Raw genomic sequence first — 16,093 nt, forward strand, 5'->3', positions numbered from 1 at the left:
GCACACGCGGCAGCCCGAGCCGGCTCAGCGACCGCACGCGGTGCCGCCGGTGAGGTGGCTGGCCAGGGAATTGACGAACCCACCGGCCGCGCTCGACAGCCACACCGCGGCCGCGCCGACGTCTGCGCCGGTTCCCAGCCGGCGGATGGGGACGCTCTGGACGAGCCGCTGCAGCAGACCGCTCCCGGAGTCCTCCAGGCCGGTCATGATCCCGAGAGCCAGGGAGTTGGCGGTGATGCCGACGGGACCGTACTCCACACCGAGGTGCCGCATCAGCGCCTCGGATCCGGCCTTGGCCGCGCCGTAGGCACCCACGCCGAGCGCCAATCCCCGCGAGGAGGCGCCGGAGGAGATGTGGATGATCCGGCCCCAGCCACGCGCCACCTGGTGGGGCAGGACCGCCTGCACCAGCCGCATCGTTGCCACCAGGTTGAGCTCGATCTGCTGCCGCCACGCTTCCGAGGGCATATCCCCGAAGCGCACCATCGTCGAACCGCCGTCCGGGATGCCGGCGTTGTGGACAAGGATGTCGACCCCACCGAACGTCTCGCGGATGCGCTCGAGCGCGACCGCCAGGCCCTCGGCGTCGGTGACGTCGAACGGCACGGCGCTCGCCCGGCCACCGGCCGCGGCGATCTCGGCCACGACCCGATCCGCCCGGTCCGGATGCAGGTCGTTGACGGCGACCGCCGCACCGGCCGCGGCCAGCGCCCGGGCGATGCCCTCGCCCACGCCGCGGCCCGCGCCGGTGACGAGCGCGGTCCGGTTCGGCAGGCGGAACGGCCCCTCGTCCCAGGCGCCGGTCGGCGCCTCTCCGTCGGTCAAGCCGGAGCGCCGATGTCGCCGCCGTGCTCCAGGGCATCGCCCAGCTCGGCGCCGACCGCGTCGGCGCTGCCCAGGGTGAACGCGACCTGCCGGCCCCACAGGAAGTACCGGTGGATCGGGTAGTCGATGTCCGCGCCGATGCCGCCGTGCAGGTGCTGCGTCGCGTGGACCGCCCGCAGCCCCCCACGCGAGGCCCACCACTTGGCGACGAGCGAGGCGGCCTCGGCCTCCTCCTCCTGCCCGAGGTCCATCAGCCAGGCGGCTCGCTGCGTGGTCAGCCGGATGCTCTCAGTGTCGAGGTAGGCGTCGGCAGCACGGACGGCGACGGCCTGGTTGGTCGACAGCGGCCGACCGAACTGCACCCGCTCGGAGGTGTACCGGGCGGTCATCTGCAGCGCCTCGGAACACACGCCGACCTGCAGGGCCGCCAATGCCACGCGGGCGCGCCGACGGGTCCAGCGGGCGATCTCCGCACCGTCCCCGGGCAGCACCTCCTCGGCGGACACGACGACGCCGTCGAGGGCCACGGCGGCGTTGCTCTCCCGGCTCGTCACGGACAAGGACCTGACGGTCACCCCGGGGCGGTCGGTCGGGACGATCGCCACGGCGGTCTCCCCCACCGGCAGGCCGACCGGCACCAGCACCGCCCCCGCCACCTCGGCCCCCGGCACGGAGGCCAGGTGCCCGTTCAGCCGCAGCGACCCGGCATCCTCCTCGGCCGTGACCGTGACGGCGCGGCCGGTGGGCGCATCGAAGGCTCCGGTCAGGACCACCGACCCGTCCACCAGACCGGGCAGCCACCGCTCGACCTGCTGCTGGGTACCGAACTGCGCGATCGGCAGAGCCGCGGTGGCCAGGGCCGCCCACAGCGGCACCGGGGCGACCCGGCGTCCCTGCTGCTCCAGCAGGGTGACCAACCCGAGCATGCCCATCCCGGCACCGCCGGCGTCCTCGGGCAGCGGGATGCCCAGCACGCCGGCGTCGGCCAGGATCCGCCACAGCTCGCGGTCGTGGCCACCCTCGTCCGCCTCGACCTGCCGGACCCGCTCCACCTCCGCGCGGTCCCCGAAGATCTTCTCCGTCAGGTCGCGCACCGCGACCAGGTCGTCGTCCAGCTCGAACTGCATCGTCAGTTGCTCCCACTCCTGGCCGGTGACTTCTGCTCGTCGCGGCGGCGGGCGGCCAGCGTCATGCCGAGGGTCTTGGCCGCCACGATCTCCCGCATCACCTCGTTGGTGCCCCCGCCGAAGGTGTTGTTCTGCGCTCTGCGGGCGAGGGTCTCCACCCGTCCCTGCAGCACGGCACCGGGGCTGCCGGGGCGCAGCAGGCCCTGGGCACCGAGCACCTCCTGCAGCCGCCCGTAGGCGGTGACCACCGCTTCGGTACCGAAGACCTTGGCTGCGGCGGAGTCGCCGCCACCGAGCGCGTTGGCCGCGACGTCGGCGACCAGGCGGAGGTTGACCAGATCGGCTGCGGAGAGCAGCGCGTAGACCTCGGCGAGCGTGCTGCGCACCCAGGGCACGTCGTAGAGGCGACCGGCGTCGGTCCGCTCCTCCTTGGCCCACGCCAGGACGCCGGAGAACAGCTCGTTGGCGATCCCGCCACGGGCAGCCAGCGCGACCCGCTCGTGATTGAGCTGGGAGGTGATCAGCGACCAGCCCGCGTCGAGCTCGCCGACCACGTTGGTGATCGGCACCCGGACGTCCTCGTAGTACGTCGCAGAGGTGCTGATCCCACCGACGGTGTGGATCTCGGTGACCGAGAACCCGGGCGCCGACGTGGGCACGAGGACGACCGAGATGCCCTTGTGGCGCGGCGCGTCGGGGTCGGTGCGGACGGCGAGCCAGATCCAGTCGGCGTAGACCCCCGCACTGGTGTAGATCTTGTTGCCGTTGATGACCAGCTCGTTCCCGTCGACCACTGCCCGGGTCTGCAGGGCGGCGAGGTCGGTGCCCGCGCCCGGCTCGGTGTAGCCGATGGCGAAGATCAGCGTCCCGGCCAAGATCCGGGGGAGGAAGAAGTCCTTCTGCTCCTGGGTCCCGTACTTCATCAGCGACGGGGCGACCGTGTTCAGCGTGACCAGGGACAGCGGGGCGTTGGCCCGGAGCACCTCGTCGTAGAAGACGAAGAGGGCCTCCGGGTCCTCGCCGCGGCCCCCGTACTCCTCCGGCCAGCCCAGGCCCAGCCACCCGTCGCGGCCCATGCGCTGGTAGATCCGGTCGAAGGTCGGACCGCCCTCGGTCTGGTCGACCAGGTCGCGGCGGTCCTGCTCGGTGATGATCTCGGCGAAGTACTCGCGCAGCTGCCGGCGCAGCGCCTTCGACTCCGGGGACAGGTCCATCTGCATGGGATGGGCGCTCCTTGCGAGGGGATGAGTGGGTGGTGCGGGCGGACTAGCGGGGCAGCCCGAGGATCCGCTGGGCGATGACGTTGAGCTGGATCTCGATCGTGCCGCCCCCGAACAGCACCGACGGCAGCGCGATGTGGTCGAGCACGAAGTCCGAGGCCGGATCGACCGAGGATCCGGTCAGCGTGCCCAGCGGCCCGAGCAGGGTGAGGATCCCCCGCGAGCCCTCCCGCTGGGCGAGCGCGTTGTAGACCTTCTGCACGCTGATCTCCGCACCCGGTCGGGCACCGGCCAGCAGGGTCTGCACACTGCGCAGGTTCAACGCACCCAGGGACAGCTCCCGGGCGGTGTTGCGGCCCAGCACCCGGACCGCTTCGGCCCGGCTGGTGGCGTAGCTGCCCTCGGCGATGGCCCGCTTGACCAGCCGAGCGCCGCCGTGCGGCAGCATGCCGCCCATGCTGACCCGCTCCTCGGTCAGCGTCGTCGTCGCCAGCTTCCAACCCTGACCGGGCTCCCCCAGCAGGCAGTCGTCGGGCACGACCACGTCGTCGAGGAACACCTCGTTGAACTCGGCCATCCCGGTGGACTGCACCAGGGGCCGGATGTCCACGCCGGGCGTGCGCAGGTCGATCAGGAAGTAGGAGATGCCCTTGTGCTTGGGCGCATCCGGGTCGGTGCGGGCCAGACACACGCCCCAGTCGGCCTCGTGCGCCGACGACGTCCACACCTTCTGACCGTTGAGCTTCCAGCCGCCCTCCACCTGCTCCGCCCGGGTGGACAGGCCGGCCAGGTCCGACCCGGCGCCGGGCTCGCTGAACAGCTGGCACCAGACGATCTCCCCGCGCAGCGTCGGGGTCAGGAAGCGCTCCTGCTGGGCCGGGGTCCCGCCGGCGAGGATCGTGGGCAGCACCCATTCGCCGATGATCGTGGTGGGCTGCGGCAGGTTGCGGCGGGCGAACTCGGCGGCGATGACGGCCTGCTCGTGGGGCCCGGCTCCGATGCCGTACGGCTTCGGATAGTGCGGCGCGACCAGCCCGGCTTCGGCCAGTCGGGCCATCCGTGGACCGCCGCGGGCCGACGCCCACCCGGTACTGCTCACCGGGTCCGGCGGCAAGGTGAGCACCTCGTCGAGCACCGCACCGACCTGGGCGCGCAGTTCGGGCAGCGCATCGGCGTCGACGAAGGAGAAGTCCCGCTCGGCGGTGAGCGCCACCTCGCCCAGTCGGCGGGCCCACTCCTCCTCGGTCCCCACGGAAGAGGCGATGCTGATCGCCCGCCGCCAGTAGAGGTGGACGTCGTGCTCCCAGGTGAAGCCGATGCCGCCGAGGAGGGTCACGCACTCCAGCGCGGCGTCGATGGCGAGTGGCAGGGCGGTGAGCGCGGCCTGCGCGGCGGCCAGTCGCTGCTGCTCGGCCGGCTGACCGGCCGAGCGGGCGGCGTCCCACGCGGCGGCGGTGATCCGCTCGGCACGGACCAGCAGCATCGCGGCTTTGTGCTGCACCGCCTGGAAGCTGCCGATCGGCTTGCCGAACTGGACGCGGGTGCGCACGTACTCGACCGCCGTCGACAGGCACCAGGCGGCCAGGCCGCTGGCCTCGGCGGCCAGCAGGGAGTTGACGGTGACGTCGACCAGGTCGGGAGCGGGGGCGGGGAGGACCTCGTCGGCGGAGACCACGTACGCCTCCAGCTCGAGCCGCCCGACCGACCGGGAGAGGTCGGTGCCGGATTCGGTGCGGACCGCGGCGTCCGCCGCGCGTACGCGGAACCACACCGGCCCGTCGGCGCCCTCGGCGCGGACGACGACGACATCGGCTCCCGGCAGACCCAGCACCGGCTCGGAACTGCCGCTCACCGTCCAGCCGAATTCAACGGACTCGGCCCGAAGCCCGGTGGAGCGGACCAGCGCCCCGGTCGCTCCGTCGGCGAACGCCGCCAGCAGCTCGTCACGCAGGGCGCCCTCTCCGGCGGCGGCGACCACCGCGCTGGCGGTGACGGTCGGCAGGTACGGCCCGGGGACGAGGGCCCGGCCCAGCTGCTCGACGACCACGGCCAGCTCGACCAGTCCGGCGTCGGCACCGCCGTGCTTCTCCGGGAGGTGCAGTGCGTGCAGCCCCTGACGGAGCAGCGCCTCCCAGAAGGCAGGACGTGCGCCGGCGGCCGAGTCGTCGAAGGTCGCGCGGGTGGACTCCATCGGCGCGGACCGCCGGGCGAACGCCGCGACGGACTCGGCCAGGGCGCGCTGGTCGTCGGTGAGCGGAAGGGGCACGGCTGGTTCCTCGCGGTAGTCGGGATCGGGGACGGCGGTACGGGTTCAGGCGCGCTCGAGGATCAGGCAGGTGGTCGCCGCCGACGCGCAGATCGCGACCATCGCGATCTGCAGGTCCCGGCGTTCGAGCTCGTCGATCGCGGTGGCGATCAGCCGGATGCCGGTGGCGCCGGCAGGGTGGCCGAGGGCGATCGCGCCGCCGTTGACGTTGAGCTTGTCCTCGTCGACCCCGTGCACGCGGGCGAACGACATCGGCACCGAGGCGAACGCCTCGTTGACCTCGAACAGGTCGATGTCCTCGACGGACATGCCCGTGCGCTCCAGCAGCTTCCGGCCGGCGTCCACCGGCCCGTCCAGCATGTATTCCAGGTCGCCGCCGATCACGCACTGAGCCAGCAGCCGTGCCCGCGGCGCGAGCCCCAGTGCCCGGGCCCGGTCCTCGGACATCAGCACGGCCGCGCTCCCGCCGTCGGTGACCTGCGAGGACGTGCCCGCGGTGTGCATCCCGCCCTCGACCGTCGGCTTGAGCCGGGCCAGCGCCTCCGTGCTCGTGTCACGGAGACCCTGGTCCCGATCGACCACCTGCGGCCCCTCGCCGTCGGCGCCGGGCACCGTTACCGGGATGACCTGGCGGTCGAACCGCCCGTCGTCCCACGCCGCGCGCGCCCGCTGCTGGGAGCGCAACCCGAAGGCGTCGAGGTCCTCCCGGGAGAAGCCACGCCTGCGGGCGATCCGGTCGGCGGCGGTGTACTGGTCGGGCATGTCGACCGACCAGTCCGCCGGCCGGGGAGTGTCGAACCCGAGGCCCACCTTGGCGGTCAGCGGCACCCGGGACATCAGCTCGACACCGCAGGCCATGCCGACCTCGAGCGCACCGATGGCGATCTGGCCGGCGAGCAGCTGCACCGCCTGCGCCGCCGTGCCGCACTGTGCGTCGATCGTGGTGCAGCCGGTCTCGGTCGGCAGCCCCGCGTGCACCCACGCGGTGCGGGTGATGTTGCCGAACTGCTCCCCGACCGGGGTCACGCAGCCGCCGATGGCCTGCTCGATCAGCGTCGGGTCGAGGTCCAGACGGTCCAGCACGCCCCGCTGGGCGGCCCCGAGGATCTCGGTGGCGTGCAGGCCGGACAGCCAGCCCGCCCGCTTTCCGAACGGGGTGCGGGCGGCGTCGACGATCACGGGCTTCATCGGAGGATCTCCTCGCGCTTCCAGGGTTGCGCGTCCAGGCCGCGCACGGTCAGGTTCCACTCGCGGATCAGGTCGAGGCTGACCCCGATCTGCCCGGTGACGTCCTCGGGGCAGTCGCAGAGCGCTGTCACCGCCTCCGCCATCTCCTCCAACGTCTCGACCTCCTCGGGCCGGATCAGCTCGCCGACCAGGGCGGCTGCTCCCTCGCTGAGGACGGCGGACCTCGGCTCCACGGTGTTCACCCGGATCCCGCTCCCGTAGAGCTCGACGGCCATGAGGTTGGTGATCCGGTTCAGCGCCGCCTTCGAGCCGGCGTACACCCCCATCGCCGAGCCGGGCGGGTGCACGGAGAACGGCGGGCCGGCCGAGAGCCGGGCACTGGCGCTGGAGACGTTGACGATCCAGCCGCGACCGGCCTCGCGCATGCCCGGGATCACCCCCTGCATGAGCTCCAGCGGAGCGTGCACGTTGACCTGGAAGGAGAGCAGCCGGCGCCGCAGCGGGTAGTCCGCCAGTGGCTGGTAGATCGCCGCCGCGGCGTTGTTGACCAGGACGTCGACCGGGCCGCCGAGCCGCTCGACCGCGGCCGGGACGATGCGGGCGACGTCCTCGGGATCGCTGAGGTCGGCGACGAGCACCTCCACCCGGGTTCCGTAGCGCGACAGCCGCTCGGCGGTCTCCCTCAGCGTCCCGCTGAGGGAGTCGTGCTGCTCGAGCGTGCGGGCGGTGATGAGCACGTCGGCGCCCTCGGCGGCCAGCCGCTCGGCGACACCGGCGCCGATGCCGCGGCTGGCGCCGGTCACCAGTGCCCGCTGCCCGGTGAACCGCCGGCTCATCGGTACCGGGCGGCGAACCGGTGGATGCTGTCGCCGATCCGCGCCACCTCGGCGTTCCCGAGGCCGTGGCTCATGCCCAGGGTCATGCCGCGGGCAAAGACCGCGTCGGCCTCGGGCAGGCCGCGCTCGGGCGTGCGGTGCTCGACGCCGGCCATCATCGGGTGCCGGGTGATGTTGCCGCTCCACACCGTGCGGGTGTCGATGCCGTCACCCTCGATCGCCTCCTGCAGCTCGCTGCGGGTGAACGGGGCGTCGGCGTTGATCATCACCGGGTAGCAGAGCCAGGCGGTGTCCAGCTCCGGGGTCTCCACCGGGGTGGTGAAGAACTCCGGGTAGGCGCCATAGGCCGCGGTGTAGGCGGCGAACAGCTCCTTGCGGCGCTTGTAGTTGGCCTCCAGCTTGTCGAGCTGCACGACCCCGTAGGCCGCGCCCAGCTCGGAGGGCTCGAAGTTCCACGGCAGCACGTCGAAGATGAAGTCGTTGTCGTAGTCGACGCCGTCGAGGCTCTCGCGGAACACCCGCCCGGTGCCCGAGGAGCCGAACAGGTTCGGCTCGGACCGACGACCCCACCGGCGCAGCAGGAGGGCCCGGTCCCGGGTCGCCTCGTCGTCGACCAGCACCATCCCGCCGGTGCCGGCGCAGGTGATGATGTGCGCCATCGAGAAGCTGGTGACGCTGATGTCGGCGCGCGCACCGGTGGGGGTGCCGCGCAGCCTGGGCCCGAGGGCGTCGCAGGAGTCCTCGATGACCTTCAGGCCGTGCCGGTCGGCGATCTCGCGGATGGCGTCCCAGTCCGGGCAGTTGCCGGCCAGGTTCGGCATCAGGATCGCCCGCGTGCGGTCGGTCACCATCTCCTCGATGGCGGCCACGTCGACGTTGAAGGTCGCCGGTTCCACGTCGACGAAGACCGGCACCAGCCCGGCCCGCACGATCGGGGCCACATCGGTGGAGAAGGTCAGCGGCGAGGTGATGACCTCGCTGCCCTCAGGCAGCCCGAGCAGCTCGACGGCCAGGTAGAGGCCGGAGGACCCGGAGTTGCACATCGCGCCCAGCGCCTTGCCGCTCAGCGCGGCGACCCGGGTCTCCATCTCGTGGACGTTCCTGCCGATGCGCAACCCCTGGTGGCCGCTGCGCAGGACGTCGACGACGGCCCGGATCTCCTCCTCGCCGTGGGTGGCGCGCGCATAGGTGATGCGGTCGGCCGGGTCCCCGGTCCGCACTGTCTCGGTCATCAGAACTCCTTGGGATGGGTCAGTGGTCGGCGGTCAGGACGAGGGCGCTGTGCGGCACCGGTGAGCCACCCGTCACCAGCACGGTGTCGATCGCCTTGGCCGGCTGGTTGACCGAGGTGCCGCGCACCAGCCGGACGCCCTCGGCGATGCCGTTGACGCCGTGGATGTAGCCCTCGCCGAGCTGGCCCCCGTGGGTGTTGACCGGCAGCCGGCCGTCGAGCTCGAGGTTGCCCTCGGCGATGAAGTCCTTCGCCTCGCCGCGGCCGCAGAAGCCGTACTCCTCCAGCTGCAGCAGCACCATGGGCGTGAACGCGTCGTAGAGGATCGCCGCGTCCACCTGGTCGGGCCCGATCCCGGCCTGGCGCCACATCTGCCGCGCCACCAGCTCCACCTCGGGCATCCGGTCGATGTCCTCGCGGTAGTAGCTGCTCATCGAGATCTGCTGCGGACCCACGCCCTGGGCCGCGGCGGAGATCACCGCCGGCGGGTGCGGCAGGTCCCGGGCCCGTTCGGTGCTGACGATGACCAGCGCCTGGCCCCCGTCGCTCTCCTGGCAGCAGTCCAGCAGCCGCAGCGGGTCGGCGATCATCCGGGAGTTCTGGTGCTCCTCCAGGGTGATCGGCCGCCCGTGGAACCAGGCCCTGGGGTTGCTCGCCGCGTGCTTGCGGGACAGCACCGAGATCTGGCCGAAGTCGGCACTGGTGGCGCCGTACCTCTCCATGTAGAGCCGCGCCAGGAATGCCTCCTGCTGGGCCGGGGTCAGCAGCCCGTAGGGGTTGATCCAGTTGCGGTACTCCTGATCGGTGTTGGCCGTGTACGCGAACGGCGGCGGGCCGGCGCCGAAGCGGTGCCCCGAGCGCTCGTTGAAGGCGCGGTAGACGACGACCACGTCGGCGACGCCGCTGGCCACGGCCAGCGCGGCCTGCTGCACGGGCGCGCAGGCGCCACCGCCGCCGTGCGGGATACGGCTGAAGAAGGTCAGCTCCGGGATGCCGAGCGCGCGCGCGACGGCGATCTCCGGGTTGGTCTCCATGGTGAACAGCGCGAACCCGTCCACCTCCTCGACGCCGATCTGGGCGTCGTCGAGGGCGGCGAGCACGCTCTCGCAGGCCAGCCGCCACTCGCTGCGCCCGGAGTTCTTGGAGAACTCGGTGGCGCCGATGCCGGCGATCGCGGCCTTGCCGCTGAACCCACCGTCGGTCATCGTGCGTTCCCTCCTGTCGGGACCAGCGTCACCTCGGCGGTCACGTGCACGCCGCGGTCGTTCGAACCGAGAACCCGGAGCATCACGGCGTCACCGTCGACGCCGGTGACCTCACCGGTGAGGCGCATGGTGTCGCCGGGGAAGTTCGGGACCCCCAGCCGCAGCGCGACGCGGGTGATGCGGGCCGCCGGCCCGGACCAGTCGGTGACGTAGCGGTCGATGAAGCCGTTGGTCGAGTTGATGCTCATGAAGATGTCGGGAGTGCCGCGCTCCTGGGCCTTGCCCGGGTCGTGGTGCACGTCCTCGAAGTCCTGCGAGGCGATCGCGGTCGCCACGATCGTCGTCCGGTCCAGCGGCAGGTCCAGGGCGGGCAGCCGCCCCCCCACGCGGGAGTCGGGAAAGCTCACCGTGTCCCCGGGTGCGCTCGCAAGCTCGCTCACGCGGCACCTCCCGAGGGACGGCGCAGCTGCGGGAGGACGTCGCCGTGCGCGTGCTCCGCGAAGCCCACCTCGAGCTCCATGCCCGGCGCCAGCTCCTCGTGCGGGATCCCGGCGATGTCGGCGACCAGCCGGGTGCCCTCCTCCAGGTCCACAAGCCCGACGGCCAGCGGGTACTCGAACGCCGGGTCCGGGGGGTGGTGGATGACCGTGTAGCTGTGCAGGGTGGCGCGGCGGCTGGATTCGACGGTGTCCCACACGATGGAGCGGCACCGCGGGCACGACGGCGCGGGCGGGTGGCGCAGCGTCCGGCACTCACCGCAGCGCTGGATCTCCAGTCGCCCCTCGCGCGCGGCGGTGAACCAGAACTCGTTGTCCTGGGTGACGATCAACCGCGGCACGGAGGTGCGCGGGCCGTCCTGACTGCGGTCGCTCATGCGTTGTCCTCCCCGGCCGCCGGCTCCGCGGCCTTGGGCTTGAAACGAAGCAGCCGGAACCGCTCCTCCACGAGGAGGTCGCCGGCCTGGTCCACGTACTTCTTGTGCAGGGTGAGGAAGCAGCCCTCGCCGAGCGCCGTGCGCTTGACCGGCGAGATCGACTCGATCGTGAAGTGCGCGCTCACGTGGTCGCCCGGGTGCAGCTCGCGGTGGTATTCCTGCTCCACGTTGGTGGCGACCACCGAGGTGTAGCCCGCTCGGTCGAGCAGGTTCAGCAGCCGCGAGTACGCGAAGTCCTCGACGACCCCCTCGCTCCGCAGCCGGTGGACCTCCCGCCACCGCCGATAGCCGGCCATGACCCAGGTGGAGATCATCGCCGGTGGGCAGACCACCCCCTGCCGACCGGTCTGGCGAGCCCGGGCGTCGTCCACGTAGACGGGGTTGCGGTCGTCGTGCGCCTCGACCCAGTTGCGGACCATCGCCTCGTTGACCGCGTACCGTGCCACGCGCGGCGGCTCGGCCTCCAGACCGACGAAGCCGGCCAGCTGCTCGGCCAGGCCGGCATGCGCCTCCGTGGTGTTCCCTACCGTCACACCGTCCCCTTCCGCAAAAACTAGCAAGCGCTTGGTACGCTAGTCGCAGCAGGAATGACAGGCCGCCTGAGTCCCACTCCGCGGGACCGGCGCACACGCCGGCCGCCCGGGAGCGGACGGCACGGGAGGGACTGGCGGTGGCCGACAACGGACCGCAAGACGACGGCGTTCAGGCGCCCGGGGACAGGCGCGCCGCCATCCTGGCGCGCTCGGCGGAGCTGTTCGCGACTCGTGGTGTGGCCACGACGACGGTCCGGGACATCGGCGAGGCCGCTGGCCTGCTGTCCGGCAGCCTGTACCACCACTTCCCGTCCAAGGACGCCATCGTGGGCGAGGTGCTGAGAGCCTTCATGGAGGACATCCAGCACCGCTTCGCAGAGGTCGCGCGGCGAGCCGGCACACCCGAGGAGACGGTGCGCCGGCTGGTGCACGAGACGCTCGCCGTGATCGAGGAGCACCCGCATCCGACGGCGATGTACCAGAACGACCGCCAGTACCTGCGCGAGCGCGGCCTGCTCGAACTGGTCGACAGCGCATCCCGCGCCGTGCGGACCTACTGGCTGGAAGCGCTGGAGGCGGGGATCGCCGACGGGACCTTCCGCGGGGACGTGCCGCCCGAGGTCTTCTACCGCGCTCTGCGCGACACGCTCTGGGCGACCATGCACTGGCCGAACCGGAAGGACTTCTCCACCACGGAGTTCGCCGACCTGCTGGTCGACCTCTTCTTCCACGGCCTGCGCCGGCCCGCCGGCTGACCGACCCGGCAGGCCACTCCTCACTGCGGGCGGGGCACCTGCTTGGCGATGAACAACCCCGCCGCGCTGACGCAGATTTCGCCGCCGGCGGTGATGGTGCCCTCGGTCCGGATCTTGCGCCCGTCCACCGACACCTGGCGGGCGGTGACCGTCAGCGGCTGGAACAACGGCGTGGTCCGGTGGTAGCGCAGCGTCAGCTCGGCCGTCATCCCCGACGGCCCGGCCCAGTGGTTGGCCACGCCGAGGGTGTGGTCGAGCAGCAAGGCGGAGACCCCACCGTGCACGAAGCCGGGCGGCCCCTGGTAGGGCAGGCCCAGCACCGTGGTGCCCTCGATGGCGCCGTCGTCGCGGCCGGCCAACGCCAGCGGCGGGGCGATGGCGTTCTCGGGCCCGGTCACCGGGTCGTGCCGGGTGACCCCTTCGCCGGCCCACATGTCGACCATCCGGTCTGCCATGGGCGGGGCGTGCTGCTCGAGGTGATCGGCGACGGCGTCGAGACGGGCCGCCACGTCCTGCATCTCCGCGGCGCTGTTGCCACCGGTGTGCAGCAGCGCCGCGACCACCCGGCGGGCCGCCGCGACCGCGGCGTCCACCCCGGCGTTGTCCGGCGTGGCGGTGAGCCGCGGCCGCTCCCGGGCGGCCGCCTCCGGGCTCACGACCGCACCGAGGCGGTCGCGTGCGTGAGCACCGGGGCACCGTCGCGCTCCGGGCACACCGACGTCAGCAGGACGTCGTTCCCGTCCCGCCAGACACTGGTCCGGATGGACTGCCCGGGGTGCAGCGAGCCGGCGAAGCGCACCGACAGACCGGTCAGCCGGGTGGCGTCCCCGTCGAGCAGCCCGTCGACCAGCGCCTTCGCCACCAGCCCGAAGGACGCCAGGCCGTGCAGGATGGGCCGCTCGAAACCGGCTTGCGCGGCGAACGACGGATCGGCGTGCAGCGGGTTGAGGTCGCCGTTGAGCCGGTAGAGCAGCGCCGTCTGCGGCGTCGTCACGGAGTCCAGGACCACGTCGGGCGCGCGGTCGGGCTGCGACCCGGCCACCTCGGGGCCCGGCTCCCCGCCGAAACCGCCCTCGCCACGGGCCCAGATCTGCATGGTCGTCGTCCACAACGGGGCGCCGTCCGCGGCGACCGCCGCCTGCTCCAGCTCGATCACCGCGGCCTTGCCCTTGTCCCAGACGTTCGCCACGCGCGAGCTCACGGTGGCCGTGCCCGACGCGGGGATCGGCCGGTGCACCGTGAGCGACTGCCCGCCGTGCAGGATCCGGCGCAGGTCGATGTCGACACCGGGCATGGACATCGCCATCGGCGGCAGCTCACCGGCCGAGACGCCCTGACCGGCGACCATGGCGAACGTCGGGAGGACCTGCAGCTCCCGCTCGAAGGTGTACCGCAGCTCGGGATCGGTGTCCGCACGCCTCCCGGCGCCGAGGCTGAGGTGGTAGAGCAGCACGTCGCGGGTCGTCCAGCGGGCCTCGCGGACGCTCGGCTCGGCCGAGAACGCCTTGTCCAGATCGATGGGCACCGCGTCAGATCCGCTCGAGGATGGTGGCCGTCGAGTGGGCCCCGCCGGCGCACATGGTGACCAGCGCGGTCGACCTGTCCGCGCGCTCGAGCTCGGCGACCGCCTGCGTGATCAGCCGAGCGCCGGTCGAGCCGACCGCGTGACCCAGCGCGATGGCGCCGCCGTTGACGTTCACCTTGTCCATGTCGGCACCGTGGACCTGCGCCCAGGAGAGCACGACCGAGGCGAACGCCTCGTTGATCTCGACGAGATCGATGTCGTCGAGCTTCATGCCGGCGCGGTCGAGCACGTGCGCGGTGGCCTCGACCGGCCCGTCCAGGTGGTAGTAGGGGTCGGAGCCGACCATGCCGGAGGCGATGATCCGCGCGCGCGGTCGCAGCCCCAGTGCTCGTGCGCGGTCCTCGCTCATGAGCAGCACCGCGGCAGCGCCGTCACTGATCTGCGAGGAGTTCCCGGCGGTGTGGATGCCATCGGGCAGCACCGGCTTCAGCGACGACAGCTTCTCGGCGGTGGTCTCGCGCAGCCCCTGGTCACGGGTGACGACGGCGGTCTCGCCGGTCGGCCCCTCCTCCCCCATGACCGGAGCGGTCACCGGGACGATCTGGCCGGCGAAGCGGTCCTCGGCCCAGGCGCGGGCGGCCTTCTGCTGCGAGGCGAGACCGAGCGCATCGGCCTGCTCGCGGGTGATCCCGCGCTTCGCTGCGATCCGCTCGGCGGCGGTGAACTGGTCGGGCATGTCGAGGGTCCAGCCCTCGGGACCCGGGCTGCCGGTGCCCGGCGCCAGCGCGGAACCGAGGAACACCCGGCTCATGGCCTCGACGCCGCAGCCGATGCCGACGTCGATGGTGCCCGCAGCGATGAGCCCGGCGACCAGGTGCACCGCCTGCTGCGAGGAGCCGCACGCGCAGTCGATGCTGGTGCAGGCGGCGGAGTAGGGCAGACCGGCGTAGAGCCAGGCGTTGCGGGTGACGTTGTTGGACTGCTCCCCCGCCTGCGTCACGCAGCCACCGACGACCTGCCCGACGATCGCCGGGTCGAGGCCGTTGCGCCCGACCAACGCTTTCTGCGCGATGCCGAGCAGCTCGGCCGGGTGCACCCCCGACAGGGCACCGCGCCGACGGCCGACGGGCGTACGGACGGCGTCGACGATGACGGCCTCGGCCATGACGTTCTCCTGGGGTTGCTCGTGCGCGGTTGTCCGACTCGGTCCCAAACTAGAATGAATTCTCACCGGGTGCAACGGTCCCGTCCCGGCCACCGGCACGCGGCGGCCCGGCCTCGGGTTCCGGCTCCGCGCCCATCCCAGCCAGCGGAACGACGCAGGACACGTGGCTCCGAAAGCGCCCTACGCTCCGCCGGCAGCCCGCCCGGCGGGCGCAGTCGAACGTCCGTCACGTGCGGCGGCCGCACCTGTCGGTGGCCGCTGGAAGAGGAGCAGCCCGGTGAACGAAACGACCAGCCTGGAGGGCCGCACGGCCGTCGTCACGGGGGCCGGCGCGGGTCTCGGCCGCGCGGAGGTGCTCGCCCTGGCCGCCCGCGGCGCGAACGTCGTCGTCAATGATGTCGGCTCGGCGGCGCACGACGTCGTCGCAGAGGTCGAGGCGCTCGGCCGCAAGGCCGTCGCGGTGACCGGCGACGTCGGCGACTGGAGCCTGGGCGAGCAGTTGGTGCAGGCCGCCGTCGACTCCTTCGGCAGCCTGGACATCGTCGTCAACAACGCCGGGATCACCCGCGACACCATGCTGTTCAACCTGTCCGAGCAGCAGTGGGACGACGTCATCCGGGTGCACCTGAAGGGCCACGCCTCGGTGTCACGCGCCGCCGCGGTGCACTGGCGGCAGGCGTCCAAGGCCACCGGCGGCCCGGTGTACGGACGGGTGGTCAACACCGCGTCCGAGGCGTTCCTCTTCGGGTCGGCCGGTCAGGCCAACTACTCCGCGGCCAAGGCCGGGATCGTCGCGCTCACCCTCTCCACCTCCCAGGGGCTGTCCCGCTACGGCGTCACCGCCAATGCGATCTGTCCGCGGGCGCGCACCGGCATGACCGACGGCGTCTTCGCCGAGGCGGCCACCAGCGACGGGCTGGACATCCTCGCGCCCGAGCGGGTCGGCACGCTGGTCGGCTACCTCGCCTCTCCCGCCTCGCAGGGCATCAGCGGTCAGGTCTTCGTCGTCTACGGCGACTTCGTGGCTCTGCTGGCCCCGCCCACCGTGGAGAAGAAGTTCACCGCTGCCGACGGCACGTTCACCGTCGAGGAGCTCGACGAGCAGCTGACCGGGTACTTCACCGGTCGCAGCCCGCAGCAGACCTTCTCCGCCTACGACATCGCCCGGCTGGACACCACCGGCGTCCAGAACGTGGCCGCCTCCCGCTGACCCCGATCTACCGGAAGGGGCCCGGCCGCCGGCGGCGGCGGGGGGCCACGCCGCGGCTCGGGGCGGGCCGGGG

The 16,093-nt window shown here is 72.5% G+C and carries 16 protein-coding genes; 2 read left to right on the forward strand and 14 right to left on the reverse strand.

Annotation, left to right across the window (positions count from 1 at the left end; genetic code table 11):
* Positions 1 to 24: 24 nt before the first annotated feature.
* From QOZ88_RS04435 to QOZ88_RS04485, 11 genes are read right to left on the reverse strand one after another with little or no spacing between them, the layout of a single operon-like run.
* Entirely contained in the window at positions 25 to 825 is an 801-nt protein-coding gene (locus QOZ88_RS04435) for an SDR family NAD(P)-dependent oxidoreductase (protein ID WP_305998577.1), read from the reverse strand.
* The gene (locus tag QOZ88_RS04440; RefSeq protein ID WP_305998578.1) at positions 822 to 1,952 is read right to left on the reverse strand and encodes an acyl-CoA dehydrogenase family protein; all 1,131 of its coding nucleotides are present in this window, start codon (positions 1,950 to 1,952) and stop codon (positions 822 to 824) included. Before QOZ88_RS04440 ends, QOZ88_RS04435 begins: the two co-directional genes overlap by 4 nt.
* Positions 1,953 to 1,954: 2 nt before the next feature.
* Positions 1,955 to 3,172 (reverse strand): acyl-CoA dehydrogenase family protein, encoded by a 1,218-nt coding sequence (locus QOZ88_RS04445; RefSeq protein ID WP_305998579.1) that lies wholly within the window; start codon positions 3,170 to 3,172, stop codon positions 1,955 to 1,957.
* Positions 3,173 to 3,218: 46 nt separating this feature from the next.
* Entirely contained in the window at positions 3,219 to 5,438 is a 2,220-nt protein-coding gene (locus tag QOZ88_RS04450; protein WP_305998580.1) for an acyl-CoA dehydrogenase, read from the reverse strand.
* A 45-nt stretch (positions 5,439 to 5,483) separates the two neighbouring features.
* A complete protein-coding gene (locus QOZ88_RS04455; protein ID WP_305998581.1) occupies positions 5,484 to 6,626 on the reverse strand; it encodes a steroid 3-ketoacyl-CoA thiolase in 1,143 nt (380 codons plus the stop codon).
* Complete coding sequence (locus QOZ88_RS04460; RefSeq protein WP_305998582.1) at positions 6,623 to 7,462, reverse strand: SDR family NAD(P)-dependent oxidoreductase; 840 nt, start codon at positions 7,460 to 7,462, stop codon at positions 6,623 to 6,625. Before QOZ88_RS04460 ends, QOZ88_RS04455 begins: the two co-directional genes overlap by 4 nt.
* Positions 7,459 to 8,694: a DegT/DnrJ/EryC1/StrS family aminotransferase gene (locus QOZ88_RS04465; RefSeq protein WP_305998583.1), complete on the reverse strand. Its 1,236-nt coding sequence runs from the start codon at positions 8,692 to 8,694 to the stop codon at positions 7,459 to 7,461. The genes QOZ88_RS04460 and QOZ88_RS04465 overlap by 4 nt, the downstream gene beginning before the upstream one ends.
* A gap of 19 nt (positions 8,695 to 8,713) precedes the next feature.
* Positions 8,714 to 9,898, reverse strand: a complete 1,185-nt coding sequence (locus QOZ88_RS04470) for a lipid-transfer protein (RefSeq protein ID WP_305998584.1) — start codon at positions 9,896 to 9,898, stop codon at positions 8,714 to 8,716.
* The gene (locus QOZ88_RS04475; protein WP_305998585.1) at positions 9,895 to 10,338 is read right to left on the reverse strand and encodes a hotdog family protein; all 444 of its coding nucleotides are present in this window, start codon (positions 10,336 to 10,338) and stop codon (positions 9,895 to 9,897) included. Before QOZ88_RS04475 ends, QOZ88_RS04470 begins: the two co-directional genes overlap by 4 nt.
* Positions 10,335 to 10,772, reverse strand: a complete 438-nt coding sequence (locus QOZ88_RS04480) for a Zn-ribbon domain-containing OB-fold protein (protein WP_305998586.1) — start codon at positions 10,770 to 10,772, stop codon at positions 10,335 to 10,337. Before QOZ88_RS04480 ends, QOZ88_RS04475 begins: the two co-directional genes overlap by 4 nt.
* On the reverse strand, positions 10,769 to 11,365 hold the full coding sequence (locus QOZ88_RS04485) for an FAS1-like dehydratase domain-containing protein (RefSeq protein ID WP_305998587.1): 597 nt from the start codon (positions 11,363 to 11,365) through the stop codon (positions 10,769 to 10,771). Before QOZ88_RS04485 ends, QOZ88_RS04480 begins: the two co-directional genes overlap by 4 nt.
* Positions 11,366 to 11,502: 137 nt before the next feature.
* On the opposite strand from QOZ88_RS04485, the gene QOZ88_RS04490 reads away from it, so the two are divergent.
* Positions 11,503 to 12,120 carry a TetR/AcrR family transcriptional regulator gene (locus QOZ88_RS04490; protein ID WP_305998588.1) on the forward strand — a complete coding sequence of 206 codons (618 nt, stop codon included), beginning with the start codon at positions 11,503 to 11,505 and terminating at the stop codon, positions 12,118 to 12,120.
* 20 nt (positions 12,121 to 12,140) lie between these two features.
* Here the strand turns inward: QOZ88_RS04490 and QOZ88_RS04495 are convergent, their stop codons facing one another.
* Genes QOZ88_RS04495 through QOZ88_RS04505 form a run of 3 tightly spaced genes read right to left on the reverse strand, consistent with a single transcriptional unit; the run spans position 12,141 to position 14,810 of the window.
* Positions 12,141 to 12,776, reverse strand: coding sequence for a PaaI family thioesterase (locus QOZ88_RS04495; protein WP_305998589.1), 636 nt, complete (start codon positions 12,774 to 12,776; stop codon positions 12,141 to 12,143).
* The gene (locus tag QOZ88_RS04500; RefSeq protein WP_305998590.1) at positions 12,773 to 13,645 is read right to left on the reverse strand and encodes a MaoC/PaaZ C-terminal domain-containing protein; all 873 of its coding nucleotides are present in this window, start codon (positions 13,643 to 13,645) and stop codon (positions 12,773 to 12,775) included. The genes QOZ88_RS04495 and QOZ88_RS04500 overlap by 4 nt, the downstream gene beginning before the upstream one ends.
* Before the next feature lie 4 nt (positions 13,646 to 13,649).
* Complete coding sequence (locus tag QOZ88_RS04505; protein WP_305998591.1) at positions 13,650 to 14,810, reverse strand: steroid 3-ketoacyl-CoA thiolase; 1,161 nt, start codon at positions 14,808 to 14,810, stop codon at positions 13,650 to 13,652.
* Positions 14,811 to 15,087: 277 nt separating this feature from the next.
* Between QOZ88_RS04505 and QOZ88_RS04510 the strand changes: the two genes are divergently transcribed.
* Positions 15,088 to 16,020 carry a 3-oxoacyl-ACP reductase gene (locus QOZ88_RS04510; protein ID WP_305998592.1) on the forward strand — a complete coding sequence of 311 codons (933 nt, stop codon included), beginning with the start codon at positions 15,088 to 15,090 and terminating at the stop codon, positions 16,018 to 16,020.
* The last annotated feature ends 73 nt before the right edge of the window (positions 16,021 to 16,093 follow it).

Origin of the sequence: Blastococcus carthaginiensis (assembly GCF_030731085.1) — a bacterium.
Taxonomy (GTDB): Bacteria; Actinomycetota; Actinomycetes; order Mycobacteriales; family Geodermatophilaceae; genus Blastococcus; species Blastococcus carthaginiensis.